This window comes from Niallia sp. NCCP-28, assembly GCF_023168165.1.
Classification (GTDB): domain Bacteria; phylum Bacillota; class Bacilli; order Bacillales; family Cytobacillaceae; genus Niallia.
The window spans coordinates 867647-892928 of record NZ_BQYJ01000002.1; the positions used below are offsets into that span (position 1 = coordinate 867647).

Genomic DNA, 25282 nt, shown 5'->3' on the forward strand with positions numbered 1-25282 from the left:
TAAAACCCCCGTTCAAGAGGAACGGGGGTTGTTCTTATATTGTTCTGTTTTTCATGCGCCCCAGCAATATAAAACAATAAAAAAGCAAACAACCAATGGTAAATACGGGGCCGAACGTCGATAATTTTTCAAAAGCTGTTTGTATGAATGAAGAAGAGTCTCCTAATAGATCAGGAACTGCCATAGCTGGTTTTTCTGAAGTGAAAAAATGCTTGGCGAAAAAGTCCCATGAAAGAAATGTATAAAGGCATGCAAATAAAGCTTGTAAAATTCTTGCAAAGAAAAATGGTTTAAAGCGGATATCTGTTTGTGCAAGGATACTCGCTACTTGTGCTTGTACGCTTAAGCCGCTAAACCCTAGGATAAAGCTTGTAATAATTGCCTTATGCATCAGCGTGGCAGATTCTGCATCGCTTGTTAGCTTGCTGCCCAGTGTGATTTCAAAAATTCCTGCAATAAAAGGAATGCTTAAATCGGCTGGAAAATGAAACAGCTGAAAAAAAGACTGGAGAAATTGTGCAAAAAAAGATGTGATATGTAGGTGAAATAATAGACGATTGATGACGGAAAAAAGAATAATAAATCCACCGACCATAAGGAGAGACTGGATGGAAGAACTGACGGCATCGCCAAGCAGCTTTCCGATAGGCCGCTTATCCTTTAGGCGGGTACGATGCAGTTCCGTTAATGCTTTGCGCAAAGAAGGTCTCCTAATTTTTTCTGTTTTTTTCTTTTCATCTTTGCTGCCATAAAACCTCATACAGATGCCCACCGTAAAATTAGCCAAATAATGGGCGAATGCCAGCAAAAACCCCAGTTTCGGATTATGAAAAAAAGCAGCAGATACAGCGCCGATAATAAACATGGGATTGGAAGCATTGGAAAAGGAAGCAAGCCTTTCTGCTTCTATTTTTGTTAATTGCTTTTCTTCGCGTAGTCTCGCTGTTAATTTTGCCCCTGTTGGAAATCCGGATACCATTCCCATTGCCCAGACAAACCCGCCAACTCCTGGAACCCGAAAAAGGGGTCGCATCAAAGGCTCTAATAAGACACCTAGGAAACGGACAACACCAAATCCAATCATTATTTCTGAAAGAATCAAAAAAGGCAGCAAGGATGGAAATACGATGGTCCACCAAGTATTAAGTCCTTTTTTTGATGCGTCTACTGCAACGGCAGGAAAGGCTATTAAAGCAAATGCCAAAAGAGATGCAGATAAGGCCAATAAAATAGTTTTTATTTTTGAACGGTACAAATAAGGCACCCTCCTTTGTTATTGAAATGATTTTATAAGCAGTGCCAAAAAGAACAAAATAAACGTATAGTGCATAATAAAAAGTAGAAGCAAATATACCTGCTATTTTTTCGATTGTCTTGTGAACCTCGTCCTATTTATCTCCTTATCCTTCAATATACTCATATCTAAAAAAAAAAGACCATAAGATTGATAAGCAAAGGTGTTTTTAAGAGAAGGAGAGGAGAAACATTTTCGATTATGAAACCTTTTTAAAGGTTCAAAATAGAAAGTGCATCCCAGTATATGAATGAATATATTTTTCAATAAAATTGGAGAGGGGGAAAAAGGAATGGGGCCTCCAAAAATAGGGTTAGCGTTGGGATCAGGCGGGGCAAGAGGATTCGCTCATATTGGTGTAATAAAAGTTTTAACAGAAGAGAATATACCAATAGATTTTATTGCTGGAAGCAGCATCGGATCTATTGTTGCAACACTTTACGGAGCCGGATTAGATATAGAGCGATTATATGATTTATCTAAATTTTTTAAACGAAAATATTTTTTAGATTTTACTGTGCCGAAAATGGGATTTATTGCTGGTAATAAAGTAAAGGAAATGATTCGTTTATTTACATTTGGGAAAAATATAGAAGAATTAGATATTCCTGTATCCGTTGTTGCGACAGATTTATTATCAGGGGAAAAAGTTGTGTTTTCAAAAGGTCCCATTGCAGAAGCGGTTCGAGCAAGCATTTCCATCCCAGGGATTTTTATTCCTGAAAAAATAGATGGCCGCCTTCTCGTAGATGGCGGTGTGATAGATCGTGTGCCAGTTTCAGTTGTCAGAGAAATGGGAGCTGATCTAATTATTGCGGTCGATGTTGCGAATGTAAATATAACAGCGGAAATTAACTCGATTTATGATGTGATTATGAGAAGTCTTGATATTATCCAAATGGAACTAGTGAATAGCAGAGAAATAGCAAGTGATTTTATGATTCGTCCTCCTGTTGAAATGTTTAACAGCAAAGCATTTACTAATCTAGAGAAAATTATTGAACTGGGTGAAGAAGAAACAAGGAGACAAATGGGAAATATAAAAAAAATGATAAAAGATTGGGAACTGGAAAATGGTGTTTAAAGCTATAGTTATAAAAAAGAAAGCAGAGATAATGTGAAATTCTCCTGCTTTCTTTTTTATAGGCTGTCTTCTTAAAATTTGTTGTTTTTAACAGGGGAAATGGGAGAAGAAAGACGTAGAAGCCTGAAAAAACAGGAAGGATTTCTACAGGAACTGTATGCGACGAGGTGTCTTGGCGCCCATTCGCAGTATATTAAGCTTGCATCTTCAAAAGCAATAATCTATAGCAAAAAAAAAGTTTGTATAAATAAAGTTTCTAGATAGGGAAAAATTAATTCTTTGTCATATCTTAACCGGCTTTTGTCCACCGTCTAAGGGATTATAAGAGAAGAAGAGGAATCTAGATGGATAGAAACTTGCCCGTATAAAAGCCTAATTGGTTTAACTAACAATCAGTGGGGAGGAAGAAACCTCCACTGATTGAAGTTTCACTTTATCTATAATTTAAGAAATCTTGTTCTTTTATTTCATAATAGGCGGCTGGCTATATTCCAATTTTGTTAATTTCTGCTGAAACGAAAGCGGGGCCCCTAGTGAATAGATCGCAGCTGCTTTACTGTCCAATGCGATTTGTTTATTGTGAAAACTAGACAGTTTGCTTACAACAGGAAGAAGAAAAGCCTTTTTCTTTTCCTTTAAATAAAGCCTCCCGCTGGCTGTACTTCCTAATAAACGAATATAAGTGGGTTCTGACATTTTTTTTATATCTGTTTTTTGGGTATTAGTTAAGATATGAGTGCAAATGCGCTGTAATCTTGTCCAAGTATATCGTTTTGTTTTCACTAGCGTTAAAAAATGATGGAAGGACTCTGCTTTTTTAATACTAGCAAGCAATCGATGCTCCAATCCTTCTTCTACTTCGTATATGCCAGACAATTCATCTGCTTTTGTCTGCAGCAATCGGAATTTTAAATAGGGCCAATAATTTTCCCACTGCATATAAACGCCGTATTCCATTTGGAATGCTTTCAGAATAGCGCTTGTATGTGCAGGGATATAAGGTGCAATTGTTTCTCTGCTACTTTTGGCATCCAATAGCTGTTTGCGAATGCTAGTAGCGCTTGCAATGGTTTCAGAAGAAAAGTCTGTATCATGATAATTGGCATCTTTGCGGGTTATGGTGACCAATTGGATAGCTAGTTTAAGTGAACGAACTGCTTTTACATATTGAAACCCTAACATATTATTTGGTTTGCTTAAATCTGGCATGGCCATTTTCTTTTCTTTCAGCTGCAAAAATGCAAGAGAGGCAGCTTTCGGATAACTATTCCCTTCAGTCATAAAAGCCTTTAGTGACTGTTCATAACTTGTTTTATTCTCTTCAAGGAGAGAATAAGCATTGTAAAAGGATTGGATATCCCCTGACTCACTTCCAAAACATATAAAGTCGCATCTGAGGCTATCTAGGAGGCGAATGGCACCATAAGCGAATATTTCAGCATGTTGTGTGGCAAAGACATAAGGGAGTTCAATAACAAGATCTATTCCATGCTGCAAGGCCATATCTGCCCGGTGCCATTTGGAAACAACAGCAGGTTCGCCTCTTTGGAGAAAAGGGCCGCTCATTACAGCAATAACAATATCTGCATTTGTTAATTCTTTTGCTTTTTGTATATGATATAAATGTCCATTGTGCAGTGGATTGTATTCGACGATTAAACCAACAGCTTTCATGTGCATTCTCCTTTCTTAAATCGTGTTTTTTAGGCGATGATTAGTTTCAGGCATTGTTAAGGAATGGTTAAATACATGCAAATTTGCTAAAAATAGAATACAGGAAGTTGCAACTATAAGCTAGTTTAGTATACTGATTTTTAGGAGATGACAGTATTGTGAAAATTTAATAATAGAGCTCCATTTCCCATAAATATTAGCCAAAAAACGGAAGACTTGCAATTCTTCTTATTATGGGTACAATAAATAAGAATGTATTTAAAGCTCTAAAAAACTAACATTTAGACTGTAAAGAAAAAATATTGACAAATAATTATATGAAAGCTATAATTACCTTTGTTGCCTTGAGGTGATATATATGAAATGGACGTTAAGCCAGTTACAAAAATATCGAAGTAAGGGATATCCAATTGATGAAACGATAAATGTAGATAGTATTAAAAAAGTCGACCCATCGATTAGAAGGGTTTCGCCGATTCATGTACTAGGTCGCACAGATATTGATTCGACAAAAGTGACTTTTCATTTGCAAATTAAAGGGTCCTTAATATTACCTTGCTCTCGTACTTTAGTAGACGTGGATTATCCAATTAATGTTGAAACAACAGAAACTTTTCTCTTAAAGGTTTCCGAATATGAAACAGATGTAGAGGAAGTTCATCAAGTAAATGGTGATGTGATTGACTTAATGCCAATCATAGAAGAAATCCTTTTGCTTGAAGTGCCTATGCAAGTTTTCTGTGAAGATAGCAAAGAAGAAGGTGCTCCTCAATCTGGTCATGATTGGGAAGTGATTCAAGAGCAAGATAAACAGGATAAAATTGATCCTCGTCTTGCTGAGCTTGCTAAGTTTTTTGAAAACAAGTAAATAATGCCCGATTATTCGTTGGCAGAACAAAAGAAACATTTGAGAATAGAGTAATCTGCTCTCATTACTTTCTTAATACTCTTTAAGGAGGTGGGAAGAATGGCTGTACCTTTTAGAAGAACATCTAAAACTGCGAAAAGAAAACGTCGTACACATTTTAAATTACAAGTGCCTGGTATGGTAGAATGCCCTAACTGTGGTGAAATGAAACTTGCTCACCGCGTTTGCAGCGCTTGCGGAACATACAAAGGTAAAGAAGTTGTAAGCAACTAATTATCTTTTTGTTGGAAAAAACACAAGAACTTATTGTTCTTGTGTTTTTTTTTGTTGTTCCACTATTAAAATGATATATAGTGAAGATAATACCTATTATTTCAAAGAAAGGAGGAAATAACATGATTATTGTAAGCTCCTGTTTAGCTGGGATGGAAGTAAGATATAATGGAACCCATTGTCTGCATAATAAAATTCAAGAGCTGATTCAAGAAAAAAAGCAGTAGCTGTTTGTCCAGAGCTGCTTGGCGGTTTTCATACGCCAAGGGAACCAGCAGAAATTATCGGAGGAAATGGATATGATGTGCTAAAAGGAAAGGCAAAAGTAATTGAAAAAAACGGAAAAGAAGTGACAGACCTCTATGTAGAAGGGGCATATAAAACATGGGAGCTAGTCTCTGAGCACCAAGCATCTATTGTAGTATTAAAAGAAAATAGTCCATCCTGTGGCAGCAAAATGATATATAGTGGCGAATTTTTTCATAAAAGGATAGAAGGAGTGGGAGTAACGACAGCGTTACTGCGAAAAAAAGGAATACAGGTGCTTTCAGAAGAAGAGTTATCTGAACTAGTACAAACCTTCTAAAGGGAAATAAATAGAAGTTTTTTTAGCCTAAATGAAAAAAATGCCTTTTTCCATCTACATGCAAGATGGAAAGAAAAAGTATAATATAAATTTTTTTAGCTAATCAGGCATGATATCAGTCTATCTTTTCTAGTAGATGCATATGTATGAATAAAAAACACTAGGGAGGAAAAGACAAATGACAACAACAAGACAAGATGCTTGGTCAAAAGATGAAGATATACTACTAGCTGAGGTAGTATTACGCCTTATAAGAGAGGGAGGAACACAGCTTCAAGCATTTGAAGAGGTAGGGAAACTGCTTTCAAGAACAAGTGCTGCCTGCGGATTCCGCTGGAATTCATATGTTAGAAAGCAATACAAATCAGGAATTGAACTAGCAAAAAAACAAAGGAAATTGCATAAAAAAGTAACTGTGCTGCTAGATGAAGAAGAACAAAAACAATCATCACAAGAAGAATCACAAGAACAAAAAGAAATACTCCCATTAAAAGACTTTGATGAGGTTATTTTATATTTAAAAGAAATGCATAGTAGTGCCTTAAAATGGGAAACTGCAGCAGCAGATACTGATGCTTATCAGGAAAAACAACAAGTGTTAGAAGAAAAAGTAACAAAGCTGACAGCTGAAAATGAAAAGCTGCAGCGTGAATTAAATTCGATTGAAGAGGCTTACAAAGCGCTAGTGGAATTAATGGAAAAAGCCAGGAATATGGTTGCATTAAAAGAAGAGGATAAGCAGCAGAAGGTCTAATTGCAATATAGATGCGGAGGAATTTAATTCGTAGTTGGAAGACTAAAAAGTGAAAAATTCCTTCGCATGATTAATAGAATCAGAGATGAATAGGTGCTTTTTTTATCCTCTGTCATAAAATGTATGAAGATTTTTAATCTCCCCCTTTTTTCCTCTTTTTATGGAATCCAAACATAGGATGTATTCGTTTTCTCCTTTATTGGTTTAAATTGAAGTTTTTCCCAAAAAGAATTCGTTTCGTTTAATGGGTATGTTTTTATAGGTTTATTAAATTGTTTAACAAAAGAAATGAATTTTTTGCCAAGCCCTAATTTTTGATATTCTGGCAGTATTTCCACTTTGCATAATTCTAAATAATCATTTTCAGCAGAAAGTTGTTCGACAGAATGATTCAGCTGCATTCTTCCGACGAGTTTTTCCTCTTCGTATAATCCGAAGAAGGAGGAAGAAAGACTATTTTCAATTAAATCATGCTGCAATTCTTCTGTAATGGCTAATGGGTCTGAAGCCTTTTTATTAAATAGCTGAAATTCTTCTAAGGTCTTATAATTAATCGTTAATTTTTTGATGAAAGTATTCATGATAGCCTCCTTGGTAGTAATGGTTTAAAAAAATAGATAACGCTTACATATACAGTATACTATAATTTGGATATTTTTGCTTCTGCAAAGCATGGGAAAAAGCACATAAAATTATTGCAGAAAGAGGCAACTAAGCAAACAAGATAAACAATTTCGAAAATTAATGGTAATATAGAATTATTAAAAAAATGGAGAATGATGATAGAAAAGGAGTCAGCATGGAAATAGCAATTATTGGCGGTGGCGCGGTTGGTTTGCTCACGGCTTATTTTTTAGAAGAAGATTATGAGGTGACAATTTATGTTCGCAGCATAAAACAGCTGCAGGAATTATCCAATAAAGGACTTTGTTATAAAAGGGGGGACAAAAAAGAATGGAGACACATAAATATTGATCTTTTTCAAAATTGGCAGGCGAAAGAAGAGATAACATTTGTAACAGTAAAACAATATCATCTTGAAGCAATTTATAAGAAAATAAATGATTATGCTACAGAAAATAATGGGTTTATATTTATGCAAAATGGAATGAGCCATTTGCAGGAGATAAAAAAATTAAAGACGAAGCAAATAATGGTAGGGATTGTCGAACATGGCGCGGTAAAAGTAAATGATTATACAGTGGAGCATTTGGGAGTGGGATCAATAAAATTAGCTGCTCTTCATTCATTTAATTCCTTTTTGAAAATTCTTGTAGGCAACAAAAACTCTTTTTTTGCTATTCAAGAAGAAAAAGACTATTTTGCTGTTATGCAAAAAAAATTAGTTGTTAATAGCTTGGTGAATCCGTTAACGAGTATATTGGGCATTAAGAATGGAGCGCTTCTTGAAAATACTTATTTTTATGGATTAATAACAGCCTTTATGGAGGAAATAGCCACCATTTTAAACTTAAGCGAAATAGAAAAAAAAGATTACTTTTTTTATTGTGTGGATGTAATAAAAAAAACCGCCAATAATAAATCTTCCATGTTAAAGGACATAGAAGAGAAAAGAAAAACAGAAGTGGACAGCATATTAGGGTATTTGCTGCTCACAGCAAATAAACGAAGCATTTCTGCAAAGCTAACAGAGTCATATTATAATATGGTGAAAGGAAAAGAGTCTAATTAGAAAGGAGAACGAAATTTGATTTCTTTTATAGCGTCTATTATCAGTTTTTTTGTTTTGTTTCCGTATTTTTGTTATGTGCTTGTATTTAGTATTTGCAAACTATTAACGAAAAAACACCGATTTTCCTTTCATCTTGCGTTAGATGCTAGTACGATTTTTTTTATTGGTTCTGTACATTTTATTATGCAGACTATTTGGGAAATATCCTTTTTAGGTTATATTCTACTACTGGTTGTTGTAATAGGATTAGTTCTAGTCTTTTATCATTGGGGAATACAAAAGCAAGAAATCAATTATAAAAAAGTACTTCGAGCATTTTGGAGAGTAAACTTTCTTATTTTTTTTGGCATTTATTTTATTTTCAGCACGTATGGAATCATTTATTATATAATAAAATCTATTTAGTTTTTTTACATAATGTGTTTTTTTTTGAGCAGGGATAACGATGTTTTATTAGATTGAGTGCTTGCTGATTTTTTTAAAAAAGGTAAGCAAAGTTTTTTTCTTTTTATTTTAGACAATGCTATACTCATAATGATATAAATGAGGATAAATTTGTTTTCAAGAATTTTTAGGTTTTGCTTTTCATCATCATTAGCCTAGCCGAGCATTCTAGCATTGGCAGGAAAACTTATTATGATAGAAGTTTCACTTTATAAAAAACTATTTTAATTATAGGAACAACTGAAAAATTTTGCATAGAAGAAAGGGAGTACATAAATGGAGATGTTGAATCTCTCGTTGCAGTCAGGCAATTCATTTGTGACAAATTATTTATCGCAAACGAAAGGAATAATGGATTTTTTTCATTATTCGTTCTCTGATGATGCTAGTTATAAAGAACGAGTGAAAGAATTACAGTCAAGGCAATTTATGCGTAATGAAGTAGCCGATTACATAGAGAAATATATGGAAAAATTCTCCCAATCGAAGTCTGTTCAAGAATCAATCAGCAAGCTGCGCAAAAAGGATAGCGCAGTAGTGATTGGCGGACAGCAGGCGGGTATGTTAACAGGGCCATTGTATTCTATCCACAAAGTAATCAGCATTATCTTGCTTGCAGAGCAAAAGGAAAAAGAGCTGGGCATTCCAGTTGTTCCAGTATTTTGGGTGGCTGGGGAAGATCATGATTATTTAGAAATTAATCATATTTACACGCCTGGAAAAGAAAAGATGAAAAAAACAGTTTATCCAGAAAAAGTGCTGGAAAAGAAAATGGCTTCAGATATTCTGCTGGACAAAAAAATCTGTAAAAGCTGGATAGAAGAAGTGGTGGAGAGTTTTGGAGAAACCGAATATTCTAAACCATTATTGCAATTATTAAAAGAAGCGGTGGATAAAAGTGATACAGTTGTAGATTTATTCAGCTATTTAACCATGAGCTTATTTCAAGAATATGGCTTATTATTAGTAGACTCGGGAGATAAAAATATTCGCCTATTAGAAAAGGAAATTTTTCTTCAGCAAATTAACCTATTTCAAGGAATAGCAGCTAGTGTAAAAGAACAGCAGCATATCGTAGAAAATAGTGGATATTCTCTTGTTATCGAAATGAGCGAAAACCCAGTCAATTTATTTTATTATGATGAAACCATACAAGAGAGAGTGCTTTTGCAATATGATGCAAAAGAGCAGCTTTTTATCGGAAAAAACAGCAGCATTCAATTTACTGTTTCTCAATTAAAAGAAATTGCAAGTGAGTTTCCAAATAAATTAAGCAATAATGTAGTGACAAGACCAATGACGCAAGATTTATTATTTCCTACATTAGCGTTTATTGGTGGTCCTGGAGAAATTGCTTATTGGGCTGAATTGAAAAAAGCATTTGAGCACCTTGGCATTAAAATGCCTCCAATAGTGCCTCGCTTAAACCTTACGTTTTTAGAGCGGGGAGTAGAAGCAGATATAAAAGAATTGAATTTAGATCTACTAGATGTGTTGACTCATGGCACAAGTGAAAAATGCAGCGAATTTCTCCAGTCTGTTTCGAATGAAAAAGTGGAATGTTTAGTAAAAGATATCAAAGAATATATTCAACAAAATTATCGTAAGCTTGAAGAAGAAATCAGCAAAGAGGAAAAGGGACTGCTACCGCTTTTAGCAAAAAATGAAAGCTTTTTAATCAGCCAGCTTGAATTTTTTGAGGGGAAAGTAGAAAGTTCAGTCAAAATAAAACATGAAGTGATCGTCAATAAATTTAATCGTATTGAAAGAAACTTAAAGCCAGAAGGCTCTCTGCAAGAAAGAATCTGGAATATCACCTATTTTCTAAATAAATATGGTCTTGATTTTCTGGACAATATTATGGAGTTACCGATGGAGTTTGATGGAAAACATAAATTGATTAAGCTGTAAAAAGCATAAATGTTCCCTATAATCATTATGGTTATAGGGTTTTTCCTATGTTTGAATAGTAGCACTTTTCGGGAGAATATTTCTTCTTTTTTAATAATGTGGTAGTATTTTTGATTGTGTTCTATTTTTATCACGATGGAGGCGTATGCTAAAATATGCTTTTGCTTGCAGGAAATTATATAAATAGATAGAATTTATATTATTAGTGGTAGAGAGTGGGGGATTGTGGTACATTGAGGAAGGGAAATGAGGTTATTTAAGAGATGTTTATGGGCGAATATCATCATAATGCTGATGCAAAAGGTCGTTTAATTGTGCCTGCAAAGTTTAGAAGTCTTTTAGGAGACATCTTTATTTTAACCCGTGGACTTGATCAATGTTTATTTGGTTATCCTCTAAGCGAATGGAAAGTTATAGAAGAAAAACTAAAAGCACTTCCACTAACAAAAAAAGATGCCCGCGCTTTTACCCGATTTTTCTTCTCTGGAGCAGCAGAATGCGAGCTGGATAAACAAGGACGCATCCAGATTGCCTCACCTTTGATTCAATACGCAAAATTAGAAAAAGAATGTGTGGTTTTAGGAGTATCCAATCGAATAGAAATATGGAATAAAAGTCTTTGGGAAGATTATTTTTCTGAGTCTGAGGATTCTTTTGCAGAAATTGCAGAAAATATGATTGGATTTGATTTTTAAGCTGTTAGATGCTGAAATTAAAAGCTTTCCTATTCCATCAACCTAGCGCATTATAAACACAATAACTACTTTAGAATAATTTATAGACAGGTGGACAACATGTTTAATCATACGACAGTACTACTTAATGAAGCAGTTGATGCTCTAAATATTCAACCAGATGGCATTTATGTCGATTGTACTCTTGGCGGTGCAGGGCATAGTGAATTAATTCTTTCTAAACTTTCTGATCAAGGGAGACTGATTGCTTTTGATCAAGATGATACAGCAATCAGCAATGCACTGGAAAAATTAGAGCAATACAAAGACAAGCTAACCATTGTAAAAAGCAATTTTATTCATCTAAAAGAACAAATTAATCAATTAGGCATTTCCCATGTCGATGGCATTTTATATGATTTGGGAGTTTCCTCCCCTCAGTTGGATACACCAGAAAGAGGATTCAGCTACCATCATGATGCTCCACTTGATATGAGGATGGATCATGATGGAGAGATAACAGCATATGATGTTGTCAACAATTGGAGCTATGAGCAATTGGTGAAAATCTTCTTCCGTTATGGAGAAGAAAAATTTTCTAAACAAATTGCAAGAAAAATCGAAGCGGCAAGAGAAATAAGCCCAATTAAAACAACTGGCGAGCTTGTTGAGTTGATTAAGGAAGGAATACCTGCTCCTGCAAGACGAAAAGGCGGACATCCTGCCAAAAGAGTGTTTCAGGCAATCCGTATTGCGGTAAATGATGAATTAGGTGTATTTGAGTCTTCTCTCACACAAGCGATCTCTCTACTAAATACAGGAGGCCGCATCAGCGTTATTACCTTCCATTCTTTAGAAGACAGAATTTGCAAGGCTACATTTAAAAAAGAAAGTGATTTGCCGAACCTGCCAAAAGGTTTGCCGATGATACCAGATGAATTCAAACCAGAGTTAAAACTTATTACAAGGAAACCAATTTTGCCGTCTGAAGAAGAATTAGAAGCCAATAATCGAGCAAGATCCGCAAAATTGAGAGTGGCTGAAAAATTATAAATGGACCTACAGGAGGTAATAAAATGAGCAATTTAGCTAGAAAGCTGCAACAACAAGAAACTTATCAAGCGTCCGAGCAAAAGCATACGGTTAAACGAGCGATTATTCGCACAAAATCCTTATTATCTCCTGGAGAGAAAGTGCTTGGAGTGGCATTTGCGGCAGTTTTATGTTTTGGAGCTGTAAAAATTGTCGGCAATCAGGCCGAAATTTATCAAGTAAACAAGGATATACAAGTTGCCGAGAGCAGTATCAGTAAATTGGAAAAGTCGAATAAGGAATTAGATATCCAAGTAAAAGATTTAAGCAGCTATGAAAGAATCAGAGAAGTAGCAGAAAAATTAGGTTTGAATTTCAGCAAAGATAATGTGAAGGTTGTGCAATAATGTCTCGTAAACAGCCAAATATTAATTATGGAGCAGCCGGTTTATTTGTTTTTTTCTGTCTGCTCTTTTTTATATTGATAATCCGTTTTGTGTATATTCAGGCAACAGGAGAAGTGTCAGGAGAAGCGCTTGCAGCAAAAGCTGAGAAAAAATATGCGACAAACAAGGTGCTAGAAGCATCTCGAGGAAGCATCTTTGACCGAAATGGGGAGGTGATTGCGGAAGATACAGCTTCCTATAAATTGGTGGCTATAACGGATGCCTCTTTAAGCGAAAATGATCCAGATAATCCAGTTCATGTAGCTGACCCGGAAAAAACAGCTGAAAAACTTGCCAAGTACATAAATTTAGATGAATCAGAGATTTATAGAATCTTAACAAAAAAAGGGGCAAAACAAGTAGAGTTTGGAACCGCAGGGAAAAACCTTTCTTATGATGTAAAAAAGAAAATCGAAAAGTTAAAACTTCCTGGCATTGCCATTGTTGAAGGAAAAAAACGCAATTATCCAAATGGAACATTTGCTTCTCATGTTGTTGGTTTTGTAGAAGAAAAAGAAGATGAGGTAACAAGAGAATATACGGAAACTGGAAAACTGGGGATTGAACAAAGCTTAAACAAACTATTGACTGGAAAAAATGGCAGCATGTCTTATGATAGTGATTATTGGGGCTATATTATTCCAGGAAGCAAAGAAAAGGTTACACCCGCTCAAAATGGCGATAATGTGTATTTAACATTAGATCAAAAAATCCAATCCTTTTTAGAAGATACAATGAAAAAGGTGGCTGCTGAGTATAATCCTAAAAAAATGATTGCGATTGTGGCTAATCCGAAAACAGGGGAAATACTTGCTATGAGCCAGCGCCCAACTTTTAATTCTGCAACAAAAGAAGGATTGGCAGATTCTTGGCATAATGAAGCGATCGAAACATCCTATGAACCAGGTTCGACGATGAAGATTTTTACACTAGCAGCAGCGATTGAAGAAGGCGTTTTTAATGCAAATGAAAAATATAAGTCAGGCTCTTACAAGGTAACAAAAAATTCATCGCCTATCCATGACCATAACCGAGTTGGCTGGGGGACAATTACCTATTTAGAAGGAGTGCAGCGCTCTTCTAACGTAGCATTTGCAAAAATCGCCAAAGAAAAATTAGGATTTGAAACATATCGGGAATATTTAACTAAATTTGGTTTAGATAAAAAAACGGGCATTGATTTGCCAAATGAAGCAACTAGTTCAATCGCTTATAAGTGGCCGATTGAAAAAATTACAACGGCATATGGCCAAGGCACAGCTATTACACCAATTCAGCAGATTCAAGCAGCAACAGCTGTTGCAAATGATGGGAAAATGGTTAAACCATATGTGATTGATAGGATTGAGGACAGCTCCACAGATAAAGTCATTAAAAAAACCAAAACAGAAGTGGTCGGCACGCCAATTTCTGCGGAAACAGCAAAAGAGGTCCGAGATATTTTAGAAACGGTTGTAACAGGCAAAAATGGCACCGGGCAAAAATATGCGATTAAAGGCTATAATGTTGCCGGCAAAACAGGCACTGCTTCTATTCCAAGCAGCGGCGGCTATTTAACCGGGGATAATAATTATGTTTTTTCTTTTTTAGGAATGGCTCCAAAAGATGATCCAGAATTGATTATGTATGTAGCAGTACAGCAGCCCCAATTAGCTGCAGGTGAAACGGGATCAGACCCAGTATCTGCAATTTTTACCGCTGTGATGAAAAGCAGCCTTCAGCATATGGACATTACACCATCAAATAAACCAAAAGTCCAGTCCATTAAAGTTCCAGATTTATCGGGATTATCTATAGCTGAAGCAAAACAAGAACTGAAAGAAAAAGGTCTTAAGGCAGTGGTGATTGGAAAAGGCGAAAATATTATCGACCAATTGCCAAAGGCTCCGGATACGTATCTGGAGGGAGAAAAAGTCATTATTAAAACAGATGGAGAAAAAACGATTCCAAATATGAAGGGGTGGTCCCTCCGAGATGTTTTAAAAGTAACAGAGCTAAATGGAATCAAATTAAAGAAAAATGGCAGCGGGTATGTCTATACACAAAGCATTAAAGCTGGCAGCACGGTGAAAGAGGATGCCACTCTTACTGTGACATTAAAAACACATTAAAAAGACCGCAGAACAATAAGGAGTTATTGTTCTGCGGTCTTTTTGTATCGAAGTTTTGTCAAAAATAGCTATTATTAAAAAAATGAAGCTAAAAGTTAGAAAATCGAACGAAAGCAAGAGGAACTCGAACTAAAATGGAAAGAGATAGAACGAAAGGGTTTACCGTTCCTTCTATCTCTAAAAGGCGTTGTTCTATTCACAGTGGTACAAGCATATATTGAAGGGAGCCATTAAAGAGGGAGGGTTCTTTCAGTTATGCGTGTATCCAATGTTACCGTGCGAAAACGTTTGATGATAGCATTAATAGCCGGTATAATAATATTTTTTATTATTGATTTACGATTAGCGTATGTTCAGTTTTTTCGTGGAGAAGAATTAACGGAAAAAGCAAAAAGCTTATGGAGCAGGCAAATCCAGTTTGAACCAGAACGAGGAGAAATAGTCGATCGAAATGGTGTAGCCTTAGCCACCAATATTAGTGCACCAACTGTCTATATTGTACCTAGGCAAATAAAAGATCCCGCAGATGCAGCGGAAAAGTTGGCGGCTGTGCTAGAAGGGGACAAGGAAAGCATTTATAAACAATTAATCAAAAAAGAGATGAGTGTCCGTCTTCCAGAAGGCAGAAAAATTACTCATGCGAAATCAAAAAAAGTACGAGCACTTGATATAGAAGGTGTATATATTGGGGAAGATTCAAAAAGGTCTTATCCTTTCGGCAATTATTTATCCCATGTACTCGGATTTGCAGGAATTGACAATCAAGGATTAATTGGATTGGAATTGGAATATGATGATGAATTAAAAGGAAAAAAAGGCTCTGTACAATATTATTCTGATGCAAAAGGTCAAAGAATGAATGACATGGCAGATGATTATGAAGCACCTGAAAATGGAAATAACTTAGAACTTACGATTGATACAAAAGTGCAGACTATTATTGAAAGAGAGCTTGATATTGCGGAACAGACGTATAACCCGGACTCGCTTATTGCCATTGCGATGGATCCAAATACAGGTGAAATCTTAGGAATGTCAAGCAGACCAGGATTTGATCCTACCGATTTCAAAAATGTTTCATCGGAAGTATACAATCGAAATTTGCCGATTTGGAGTGCCTATGAGCCAGGGTCAACCTTTAAAATTATTACACTGGCCGCAGCATTGGAAGAAGGCAAGGTAGATTTGGAAAAAGACCGCTTTTTTGATTCAGGTTCTGTGGAAGTAGGGGGGGCAAGATTAAAATGCTGGAAGCGGGGAGGCCATGGCTCTCAAAGCTTTTTAGAAGTAGTTCAAAACTCCTGCAACCCTGGATTTGTAGAATTAGGGGAACGTTTAGGCAAGGAAAAGCTATTTAAATATATCCGTAATTTTGGTTTTGGGGAAAAAACAGGCATTGATCTTCAAGGAGAATCAAAAGGGATATTATTTAATATGGCTCGAGTCGGTCCTGTAGAACAAGCGACAACCGCCTTTGGGCAAGGGGTGGCGGTTACGCCGATTCAGCAAGTCACCGCATTGTCTGCAGCCATTAATGGCGGTACATTATATACACCATATGTTGCCAAAAAATTAATTGATCCAAAAACAAAGGAAGTAATTATGGAGAAACAACCTACAGCAAAACGAAAAGTCATTTCAAAGGCGACATCGAAAAAAATTAGAGCAGCATTAGAAAGTGTTGTCGCTCAAGGGACTGGGGGAAAAGCATTTGTTGAGGGATACAGAGTGGGAGGAAAAACAGGTACTGCTCAAAAGGCTTCTGGAGGCAAATATTTAGAAAACAACTTTATTGTTTCCTTTATTGGATTTGCTCCGGCGAATAATCCAAAACTTGTCGTTTATGTTGCAGTCGACAATCCAAAAGGCACAGTACAGTTTGGTGGTACAGTTGCCGCTCCGATTGTAGGGAAAATCATGGGAGACAGTTTGCGGGCATTGGGAGTAAAGGAGCAGAAAAATCAAATTGAAAAAGAGTATAAATATCCAGATACACCATTGATTGAAGTGCCGGATTTAGTAGGCATTTCGAAAAAAGAAGTGAGCGAGATTTTTCTTAATTTAAAAATTGATTCAAGCGGAAGTGGAGGTACGGTTATTAAACAATCTCCAAAACCTGGTTCTAAAGTAGCGGAAGGTTCTACGATACGCATATACTATAATGATTAAGAGCGGATTTTTCACCGCTCTTTTTTCTTAGAAATAAAATTAGGAAGATTAGCTTTAACAAAGCATGTTAGAGAAATATAAAGCATTTTTCTTTTTTAGGAAAGGCAGCATACATAAATATTTTTGGTTAGAGAAGAAGTGATTCATAAAGCTAGATAGCCAAAATCTTTTGTTTAAGTGGAATAGTTTTATAAGAAATGCAAATAGATTAAAAGTGGGGAAAAGGGAAGCAAAAGATGTTTTTGAAAAAATGGGAAAATAATAATGAACATAGCGTAATTGTCAACAATCATGTAAAATAAAAAACGCTAATGTATGTTTTGTTCGGGCGCATTGCTATCTTTTGGTATAATATATAGGATTGTACCAGATTAGACTTATAAGTACAGTGAATCTGGGCGTGAGTTTTGAATGCCTTAATATGGGGACTACTATTTATGAGTGTTTTAACTTTACATATGAAAGTGAAAGAAAAGAGGAATCAACAACCATGCAATTAAAAAAGTTAATCGAAAGTCTTCAGCCATATACAGTATATGATGGAGAAGATATCGAGATAGTATCGATTGAAAATGATAATCGTAAAGTAACAAAGGGAAGTCTGTTTATTTGCATTAAAGGATTTACAGTAGATGGCCATCAGTTTGCTAAACAGGCATATGAGGCAGGTGCAGCGGCCATTCTGGCAGAAAAACCATTAGATTTTCCTATTCCTGTAATTGTAGTAAAAGATACAAAAAAAGCGAGCAGTATTTTAGCAGATGCTTTTTACGAACATCCTACAAAAAAGTTGCAGCTAATCGGCATTACAGGCACAAATGGAAAAACAACAACCAGTCATTTAATAGAAGCGATATTAAAAGAAGCAAATCAAAAGACTGGCATTATTGGTACGATGTATACAAAAATAAACGATGAAATCCAAGAAACAAAAAATACAACGCCTGAACCAGTTACATTGCAAAAGATTTTTTATGAAATGGTTGAAAAAGAGGTCGAAACGGCTGTAATGGAAGTGTCTTCTCATGCTTTAGTGGAAGGCAGGGTGCATGGGTGCGATTATGATGTGGCAGTTTTTACTAATCTTTCTCAAGACCATTTAGATTTCCATGGCACCATGGAAGAATACAAACGAGCAAAAGGGTTGTTGTTTACAAGGCTTGGAAACACTTTTTCCCAAGAAAAACCGAAGTATGCTATTCTTAACAGTGATGATCCAGTAAGCTGCGAGTATGAACAGCAAACAGCTGCTCTTGTTTTAACATATGGAATTGATAATGAAGAAGCAGATATTAGAGCAAAAAATATTCAAATTCACGCTTTAGGAACCACTTTTGAATTGGAGACACCATTTGGGGAATTTCCTGTTTCAATTAAAATGATTGGCAAATTTAATGTGTACAATGTTCTTGCAAGCATTGCAGCAGGAATAGCTATTCGCATACCAGTAAGTATCATCATAAAGGCTATCGAAAAAGTAGAAGGGGTAGCTGGAAGATTCGAAGCAGTCTATAACGGGCAAAATTTTGCTGTTATTGTTGATTATTCTCATACACCAGATAGCCTCGAGAATGCGTTAAAGACAGTAAAAGAGTTTGCCAAAAATGATATTTACGTAATAGTGGGCTGCGGGGGAGACCGAGATAAAACGAAACGGCCGCTGATGGCAAAAATCGCTTGTGAACATGCTACACATGCTATCTTTACGAGCGATAATCCAAGAAGCGAGGATCCAGCGCAAATTTTGAAGGATATGGAAGAAGGAGTGCGTGGCGAAAAGTATATATTAATAGAAGATCGCAAAGAAGCGATTTTTTATGCGGTGGAGCAAGCAAAAGAAGGGGACGTTATTTTAATTGCTGGGAAAGGCCATGAAACATACCAGCTGATTGGTTCAAAGGTGCTTGATTTTGATGATAGACTAGTAGCAAAAGAAGCCATTGAGGAGCAAAAAAAATGACATTGTCTTATAAGCTTATAAATGAAGCAATTCCAGATGCAAAAGGATTTAAAGAGGAAACGATGATGTTTTATACAGTTTCTTTTTATGCTGATGTTGTGCAGCCAAAAGGGCTTTTTGCGCCTTTTTATGAAAACTCATCAGGCTTATTGCAAGAGGCTATTGCCAATGGAGCAATTGGCGCCATTTGGGAAGAGGGAAAAGAGATACCATCCTATACACCAAATCATTTCCCTATATTCTATACTAAAGATATAAAGAAAGGCTTAATTAAAATGATTGAATTAATGGAAGAAAACGTACAAACACAAAGTAGTGTACATACAAAATTTATTTACAAAAAAGAAACAAGTCTGAATACAACACTTGAAACATATGATGTATCGGTAATGGCTAAATGGCTGAAAAATGAATCAGAACAGAAAGGAGGGGAATAAAATGTTGGAGCAAGTAATCTTTTTTACGATTATATTAGGTTTTTTGATAACAGTGCTATTGTCTCCAATTTTTATTCCTTTCTTGAGAAGATTAAAATTCGGACAAAGTATTAGAGAAGAAGGGCCAAAATCCCATCAAAAAAAATCTGGAACACCAACAATGGGTGGGGTAATGATTCTTTTATCTGTTACCATCACAACATTAGTGATGACAGGGAAGTTTTCGGAGCCAACAAGCAAAACCTTTATTCTTTTATTTGTTTTATTAGGCTTTGGTTTATTGGGCTTTTTAGATGATTTTATTAAAGTAGTGATGAAGCGGAACCTAGGACTAACGTCTAAGCAAAAGCTCCTTGGGCAAATCATTATTTCCATTGTTGTATATTTTGTGCTAAAACAAACAGAATTTTCTACAGCCGTATCTATTCCATTTGTGGATAAATCTATTGATCTTGGCTTTTTTTATGTACTGTTTATCATCTTTTGGCTAGTTGGATTTTCCAATGCTGTTAATTTAACTGATGGGCTCGATGGATTAGTTTCTGGAACTGCCGCAATTAGTTTTGGCGCTTTTGCTGTACTTGCATGGAGCCAGTCCCAATATGAAATCAGTATTTTTGCTGTTTCTGTTGTCGGAGCTGTATTAGGCTTTTTAGTGTTTAATGCACATCCTGCAAAGGTATTTATGGGAGACACCGGTTCTTTGGCATTAGGGGGAGCGATTGCTGCTATTGCTATTCTGACAAAATTAGAAATCATCCTTATTCTAATCGGCGGTGTGTTTGTTATCGAAACGCTTTCCGTTATTTTACAAGTTATTTCCTTTAAATCGACTGGCAGAAGAATTTTTAGAATGAGTCCTCTGCATCATCACTATGAACTGGTCGGCTGGTCTGAATGGCGAGTGGTTGTTACATTTTGGAGTGTTGGTCTATTATTTGCGGCTTTAGGAATCTATATCGAGGTGTGGTTATAAATGAAACAAATTAATGATTATCATCATAAGAAAGTATTAGTGCTTGGTTTAGCAAAAAGTGGGGTTAGTGCTGCAAGCCTGCTTCATAAGTTAGGAGCTTTTGTAACGGTAAATGACAGTAAACCGCTAAATGAAAATCCGGAGGCGCAACAGCTGCTCGAACAGGGAATTACCGTTATTTGCGGAAGCCATCCCATTGAGCTATTGGATGAAGGGTTTCAATTAATTGTGAAAAATCCAGGGATTCCTTATCATAATCCGATGATACAAAGAGCAATGGAAAAGGAAATTCCGATTATAACAGAAGTGGAGCTTGCTTATCGTATTTCAGAAGCGCCGTTTTTGGCGATCACTGGTTCAAACGGAAAAACAACGACTACGACACTTCTGTTTAATATGTTAGAAAAAGATAATAAAAATCCTCTTATTGCAGGAAATATTGGCACAGTTGCATCAGATGTCGCACAAATGGCAGAAAAAGATAATCAGATTGTTATTGAACTATCTTCTTTCCAATTGATGGGTATTGATCAATTTAAGCCGAAGATTGCAATCATCACTAATATTTATGATGCCCATTTGGACTATCATGGAACTCGTGAAGAATATGCCAAAGCAAAAGGCTATATCACTAAAAACCAAGAGGAAGCAGATTATTTAATTGTTAATATCGAACAAGAAGCAGTAATGGATATTGCGCGCCGCTCTAAAGCAACGATTATTCCTTTTTCAGCCCAACGCGAATTAAAGCTTGGGGCATATGTAAAAGATGGAAGCATTTATTTCCATGATGAAAAAATAATGGATGTAAAAGATATTGTGCTGCCAGGCGCTCATAATTTAGAAAATATATTATCCTCTGTAGCTGCAGCAAAATTGACTGGGGCAAAAAATGAAAGCATTATTGCTGTTCTAAATACGTTTGAAGGGGTAAAGCATCGCCTCCAATATATTGGGGAAATAAAAGGACGCAGATTTTACAATGATTCAAAAGCAACCAATATATTGGCTACAAAAAATGCTTTAGCAGCCTTTGATGCGCCAACTATTTTGCTTGCAGGAGGACTTGATCGAGGCAATGAATTTGATGAACTATTGCCAGCTTTAAAAAACGTAAAAGCAATGATTACATTTGGCGAGACAGCTGAAAAGATGGAGCGTTTAGGAAAGATGGCTGGAATAAAAAACATTCAACGTGTCGATAATGTAGAAAAAGCTGTACCAGCAGCCTTTGACTTTTCTGAACAAGGGGATGTCATTCTTCTTTCACCAGCATGCGCAAGCTGGGATCAATATAAAACTTTTGAGGTAAGAGGAGACATTTTTATAAATGCGGTGCATAAGCTTAAATAAGGGCTTGTTTTGCTACCTACATAAGATATGAATGATACACCACGATTTGATTTACTTGCATTTCTTTTATAAAGCAAAGCTGCAAAAGAATAGCAGTTTTTCTAGACAACTTGGCGCATTTATAAAAGAAGGGATTAAGTCTATTGCAAGCCCTAATACTTGCAGTTCGAGGTGTGGAAAAAGTGCCGACAAAAAAAACGACTCCAGATATAATTTTAATCATTATCACATTTACATTGCTTGCGATTGGGTTGATTATGGTGTACAGCGCTAGTGCTGTATGGGCAGATTATAAATTCGATGACTCCTTTTTCTTTGCGAAAAGGCAGATGCTTTTTGCAGGCGTTGGAATTGCGGCCATGTTTTTTATTATGAATGTCGATTATTGGACATGGCGCACGTATGCAAAAGTGATGGTAATTGTCTGTTTTATTTTATTAGTGCTAGTATTGATTCCAGGAATCGGGAATGTGCGGAATGGATCAAGAAGCTGGATTGGAGTAGGTGCATTTTCCATTCAGCCTTCAGAGTTTATGAAAATAGCGATGATTGCTTTTTTGGCTAAGTTTTTATCAGATAATCAAAAAAACATCACTTCTTTTAAAAGAGGGCTGCTTCCTGCCTTAGGTATTGTATTTTTAGCATTTGGCATGATTATGATGCAGCCTGATTTGGGAACAGGCACTGTTATGGTCGGGACAAGTGTTGTGATGATTTTTATTGCAGGGGCAAGAATTCGCCATTTTGTCATATTAGGATTAATTGGACTGGCGGGGTTTGTTGGACTTGTGGCAAGTGCACCATACCGGATGAAAAGGATTACTTCCTTCCTTGATCCTTGGTCTGATCCACTAGGAAGCGGGTTTCAAATTATCCAGTCTCTTTATGCGATTGGCCCCGGGGGATTATTTGGTTTAGGGCTTGGTGAAAGCAGACAAAAATTCTTTTATTTGCCTGAACCACAAACGGATTTTATTTTTGCCATCCTTTCAGAAGAACTAGGTTTTATTGGTGGATCATTAATTCTATTGCTTTTTGCCTTGCTATTATGGCGAGGAATCCGTATTTCACTTGGAGCACAAGACTTATTTGGCAGTTTTTTAGCGGTAGGAATTATTGCAATGGTAGCTATTCAAGTAATGATTAATATAGGGGTAGTATCTGGTTTAATGCCAGTAACTGGAATTACTCTGCCCTTTTTAAGCTATGGAGGTTCTTCTTTAACTCTTATGCTTATCGCAATCGGAATATTGCTGAATGTCAGCAGATATTCCAGGTACTAAGTTGACTATGTATATATGAAAGATGTTTCTATAGACGCTATAGAAACATTTTTTTTTGCCGTGGCGATTACAGAAAGATGAGAAATAAGACATTTTTGTAATAAAAGAATAAAAACTTTAACAGAAGAAAGCCGAAAGGGAAAACTATCTTGTTTTTTTTATGAAGAGAATCTAGAGAAATAAAGGGTTTAATAAGCAAGCAGGCAGCATATTCTTTTCTCTAAACATATTACAAATAGTTATCAATTTGTTATTCGGGCAAAAAAAAGTTTCATTTATAGTACAATGGGGTAGGTTACTTAGTGGTCTTTGTAAATTTTCTTAAGGATATTCATTATCTGTAGGGAGAAAAAGCTTTGCTGATGGAAGTTTCCCTTTATCCAAATTATTTTTATGTTATAATAAAAAGCTGAAAAGTGCAGAGCAATTATTGATTATCCAATATACATAGCAGGTAGAAGAAGGAATTAGCAAAGAAAAAAAGAAACTAGTAGTGATAGCTTTTTTTAAAATTCTTTTTTTACAAGCAAATGGGACAAGCACTTATCGAGTTTTTTATTTCTGAGGTGATTATTTTTTGGGAAAAAGCAAAGTGGTTTCCATAGAAGATAGAATTCCTAAATTAAAACAACAGCGTCGAAAGAAAGCGAATCGTCGACTGATTTTTTTACTTCTTCTTTTTTTTCTTTTAATTATATGCATTATTTATTTTCAGTCTCCTCTTAGTCGTGTTAAAACAATTGAGGTGAAAGGAAATAGGTTGATTCAAGATGAAGAAATTGAAAGGCTAAGCGGTATAAAAAATGATGATAATATTTGGAAAGTTAACAAAAAAAATGTAGAAAAAAAGATTAATGCTTTTTCTGAAGTGAAGGATTCAGAGGTATCTATTTCTTTGCCAAACACCATTGTGATTCAGGTAAATGAACATAAAAGATTAGCTTATTTAGCTAAGGGAACATCTTATATTCCGATTGGCGAATCAGGAAAGATGCTCAAAGAAAGCAGTACAGAAGAAATGCCTTCAGATGCTCCTATTATCGTTGGATTTAAGGAAGGAAAAGTATTAAATAAAATGGTTGCAGAGCTAGGCAAGCTTCCAAAAGAAGTCTATAACACGATTTCTGAAATTCATTCCACTCCAAAAAAGGCAGACGCTTTTCATATTAATGCTTTTATGAATGATGGTTTTGAAGTCTCTGCTTCACTAGACACATTTTCTGAGAAAATGGAGCATTATCCATCGATTATAAGCCAATTGGATCCTAAGAAAAAAGGCATAATTGATTTAGAAGTAGGCTCTTATTTTAAAGCATATGAAGGGGAAGGAGAAAAGGAAAAGTGAAGAAGAAAAGAAAGGGAAGTCATGTCATTTTTTCCTTTGTATTTCTTGTTTTAGGTTTTATTGTCTCTTTTGCCTATCAAATCGCTCGTGAAGATAAAGAAAGGCCAAAAATTAGTGACAGCCAGTTTGAACGAGATTTAGCATTGCGAAATGAATTAATTGCTCAAGAGGAGAAAAACGCTGAATTAGAACAACAATTAAAAAAATCGCAAACAAAATTGGTCAGTTATGAAAAGGAACTATCGAATGAAGCAAAAAATTTTTCTGTCCTTGCAAGTGAGGCAAGGGACTATCGGATGTATGTTGGAAAAGTGCCTGTAAAAGGGGAAGGCATTTCCGTCACGCTTGAAGATGGAGAATATATTCCGAATAAAGGAAATGTCAATAATTACTTAGTTCATGAACATCATATTTTTCAAGTTGTTAATGAATTATATATCGCAGGAGCAGAGGCCATTAGCATTAATGGGCAAAGATTGTCCCATCATTCTTATATTCTTTGCAATGGTCCTGTTATTGAAGTGAATGGATATCAGCATCCTGCGCCATTTGTCATTACAGCCATCGGTGACTACAGTGTGCTTGCCAATGCCCTTAATATAGCAGGCGGGATAAAAGATTTATTGGTAAATGAAAATGTGAAATTTACCCTTGAGAAAAAAACAGCGATTCAAATGGATGCATTAATTGGCGGATAAAACGAAACGAAACTTTAATCAGGTTTTTACAGGCAAGTTTTGCCTACCCAGATTTCTCGTCTTCTTTTATCTTCCCTAAGGTGGAGCTAAAAGTCCATTAATGTGCCAGAAATAGATCCCGCAATACAAGATAAGTGATATATCCTTTTTTGCATGTTAGGCGATGAAGCTGGATTGCATTCTACTGAAAAAGCTATGTTAACTAATGAACTCATTT

Annotated in this window: 22 protein-coding genes and 1 pseudogene; 20 read left to right on the forward strand and 3 right to left on the reverse strand. The window is 35.8% G+C overall.

Annotation, left to right across the window (positions count from 1 at the left end):
• Positions 1–34: 34 nt before the first annotated feature.
• Positions 35–1255 (reverse strand): sporulation integral membrane protein YlbJ, encoded by a 1221-nt coding sequence (gene ylbJ / locus NCCP28_RS08705; protein ID WP_248560995.1) that lies wholly within the window; start codon positions 1253–1255, stop codon positions 35–37.
• A 331-nt stretch (positions 1256–1586) separates the two neighbouring features.
• Between ylbJ and NCCP28_RS08710 the strand changes: the two genes are divergently transcribed.
• Positions 1587–2378: a patatin-like phospholipase family protein gene (locus NCCP28_RS08710; protein WP_248560996.1), complete on the forward strand. Its 792-nt coding sequence runs from the start codon at positions 1587–1589 to the stop codon at positions 2376–2378.
• 462 nt (positions 2379–2840) lie between these two features.
• Here NCCP28_RS08710 and NCCP28_RS08715 read toward each other — a convergent pair whose 3' ends face one another.
• Positions 2841–4052, reverse strand: coding sequence for a nucleotidyltransferase (locus tag NCCP28_RS08715; protein ID WP_248560997.1), 1212 nt, complete (start codon positions 4050–4052; stop codon positions 2841–2843).
• A gap of 358 nt (positions 4053–4410) precedes the next feature.
• Here NCCP28_RS08715 and NCCP28_RS08720 point away from each other — a divergent pair, with 358 nt between their 5' ends.
• The 4 genes and pseudogenes from NCCP28_RS08720 (at position 4411) to NCCP28_RS08735 (ending at position 6533) form a co-directional block, all read left to right on the forward strand.
• Positions 4411–4920, forward strand: coding sequence for a YceD family protein (locus NCCP28_RS08720; RefSeq protein WP_248560998.1), 510 nt, complete (start codon positions 4411–4413; stop codon positions 4918–4920).
• Between the two features lie 99 nt (positions 4921–5019).
• Complete coding sequence (gene rpmF, locus NCCP28_RS08725; protein ID WP_016200993.1) at positions 5020–5193, forward strand: 50S ribosomal protein L32; 174 nt, start codon at positions 5020–5022, stop codon at positions 5191–5193.
• A gap of 122 nt (positions 5194–5315) precedes the next feature.
• Positions 5316–5779: pseudogene (locus NCCP28_RS08730) on the forward strand (2-thiouracil desulfurase family protein).
• Between the two features lie 178 nt (positions 5780–5957).
• A complete protein-coding gene (locus NCCP28_RS08735; RefSeq protein ID WP_248560999.1) occupies positions 5958–6533 on the forward strand; it encodes an RsfA family transcriptional regulator in 576 nt (191 codons plus the stop codon).
• Between the two features lie 158 nt (positions 6534–6691).
• On the opposite strand, the gene NCCP28_RS08740 is transcribed toward NCCP28_RS08735, so the two are convergent.
• Positions 6692–7114 carry a GNAT family N-acetyltransferase gene (locus NCCP28_RS08740; protein WP_248561000.1) on the reverse strand — a complete coding sequence of 141 codons (423 nt, stop codon included), beginning with the start codon at positions 7112–7114 and terminating at the stop codon, positions 6692–6694.
• A gap of 218 nt (positions 7115–7332) precedes the next feature.
• On the opposite strand from NCCP28_RS08740, the gene NCCP28_RS08745 reads away from it, so the two are divergent.
• The 15 genes from NCCP28_RS08745 to NCCP28_RS08815 all read left to right on the forward strand — a co-directional run bounded on the left by NCCP28_RS08745 (position 7333) and on the right by NCCP28_RS08815 (position 25065).
• Complete coding sequence (locus NCCP28_RS08745; RefSeq protein WP_248561001.1) at positions 7333–8226, forward strand: ketopantoate reductase family protein; 894 nt, start codon at positions 7333–7335, stop codon at positions 8224–8226.
• 15 nt (positions 8227–8241) lie between these two features.
• A complete protein-coding gene (locus NCCP28_RS08750) occupies positions 8242–8631 on the forward strand; it encodes a DUF3397 domain-containing protein (RefSeq protein ID WP_248561002.1) in 390 nt (129 codons plus the stop codon).
• 315 nt (positions 8632–8946) lie between these two features.
• A complete protein-coding gene (bshC, locus tag NCCP28_RS08755; RefSeq protein ID WP_248561003.1) occupies positions 8947–10581 on the forward strand; it encodes a bacillithiol biosynthesis cysteine-adding enzyme BshC in 1635 nt (544 codons plus the stop codon).
• Between the two features lie 263 nt (positions 10582–10844).
• On the forward strand, positions 10845–11276 hold the full coding sequence (mraZ, locus tag NCCP28_RS08760; protein WP_248561004.1) for a division/cell wall cluster transcriptional repressor MraZ: 432 nt from the start codon (positions 10845–10847) through the stop codon (positions 11274–11276).
• Between the two features lie 99 nt (positions 11277–11375).
• Positions 11376–12308, forward strand: a complete 933-nt coding sequence (gene rsmH / locus NCCP28_RS08765) for a 16S rRNA (cytosine(1402)-N(4))-methyltransferase RsmH (protein WP_248561005.1) — start codon at positions 11376–11378, stop codon at positions 12306–12308.
• 23 nt (positions 12309–12331) lie between these two features.
• On the forward strand, positions 12332–12694 hold the full coding sequence (gene ftsL, locus NCCP28_RS08770; RefSeq protein ID WP_248561006.1) for a cell division protein FtsL: 363 nt from the start codon (positions 12332–12334) through the stop codon (positions 12692–12694).
• On the forward strand, positions 12694–14844 hold the full coding sequence (locus NCCP28_RS08775) for a penicillin-binding protein (RefSeq protein WP_248561007.1): 2151 nt from the start codon (positions 12694–12696) through the stop codon (positions 14842–14844). The genes ftsL and NCCP28_RS08775 overlap by 1 nt, the downstream gene beginning before the upstream one ends.
• Positions 14845–15099: 255 nt before the next feature.
• Positions 15100–17013: a stage V sporulation protein D gene (locus tag NCCP28_RS08780; RefSeq protein WP_248561008.1), complete on the forward strand. Its 1914-nt coding sequence runs from the start codon at positions 15100–15102 to the stop codon at positions 17011–17013.
• Between the two features lie 490 nt (positions 17014–17503).
• Positions 17504–18973 carry a UDP-N-acetylmuramoyl-L-alanyl-D-glutamate--2,6-diaminopimelate ligase gene (locus tag NCCP28_RS08785; RefSeq protein ID WP_248561139.1) on the forward strand — a complete coding sequence of 490 codons (1470 nt, stop codon included), beginning with the start codon at positions 17504–17506 and terminating at the stop codon, positions 18971–18973.
• Positions 18970–19410: a hypothetical protein gene (locus NCCP28_RS08790; protein WP_248561009.1), complete on the forward strand. Its 441-nt coding sequence runs from the start codon at positions 18970–18972 to the stop codon at positions 19408–19410. The genes NCCP28_RS08785 and NCCP28_RS08790 overlap by 4 nt, the downstream gene beginning before the upstream one ends.
• Before the next feature lies 1 nt (position 19411).
• Complete coding sequence (gene mraY, locus NCCP28_RS08795; RefSeq protein WP_248561010.1) at positions 19412–20386, forward strand: phospho-N-acetylmuramoyl-pentapeptide-transferase; 975 nt, start codon at positions 19412–19414, stop codon at positions 20384–20386.
• Positions 20387–21739 carry a UDP-N-acetylmuramoyl-L-alanine--D-glutamate ligase gene (murD, locus tag NCCP28_RS08800; RefSeq protein WP_248561011.1) on the forward strand — a complete coding sequence of 451 codons (1353 nt, stop codon included), beginning with the start codon at positions 20387–20389 and terminating at the stop codon, positions 21737–21739.
• Between the two features lie 182 nt (positions 21740–21921).
• Positions 21922–23022: a stage V sporulation protein E gene (spoVE, locus tag NCCP28_RS08805; RefSeq protein WP_248561140.1), complete on the forward strand. Its 1101-nt coding sequence runs from the start codon at positions 21922–21924 to the stop codon at positions 23020–23022.
• Between the two features lie 577 nt (positions 23023–23599).
• Entirely contained in the window at positions 23600–24367 is a 768-nt protein-coding gene (locus tag NCCP28_RS08810; protein ID WP_248561012.1) for a cell division protein FtsQ/DivIB, read from the forward strand.
• Positions 24364–25065, forward strand: coding sequence for a DUF881 domain-containing protein (locus tag NCCP28_RS08815; protein WP_248561013.1), 702 nt, complete (start codon positions 24364–24366; stop codon positions 25063–25065). Before NCCP28_RS08810 ends, NCCP28_RS08815 begins: the two co-directional genes overlap by 4 nt.
• Positions 25066–25282: the final 217 nt, after the last annotated feature.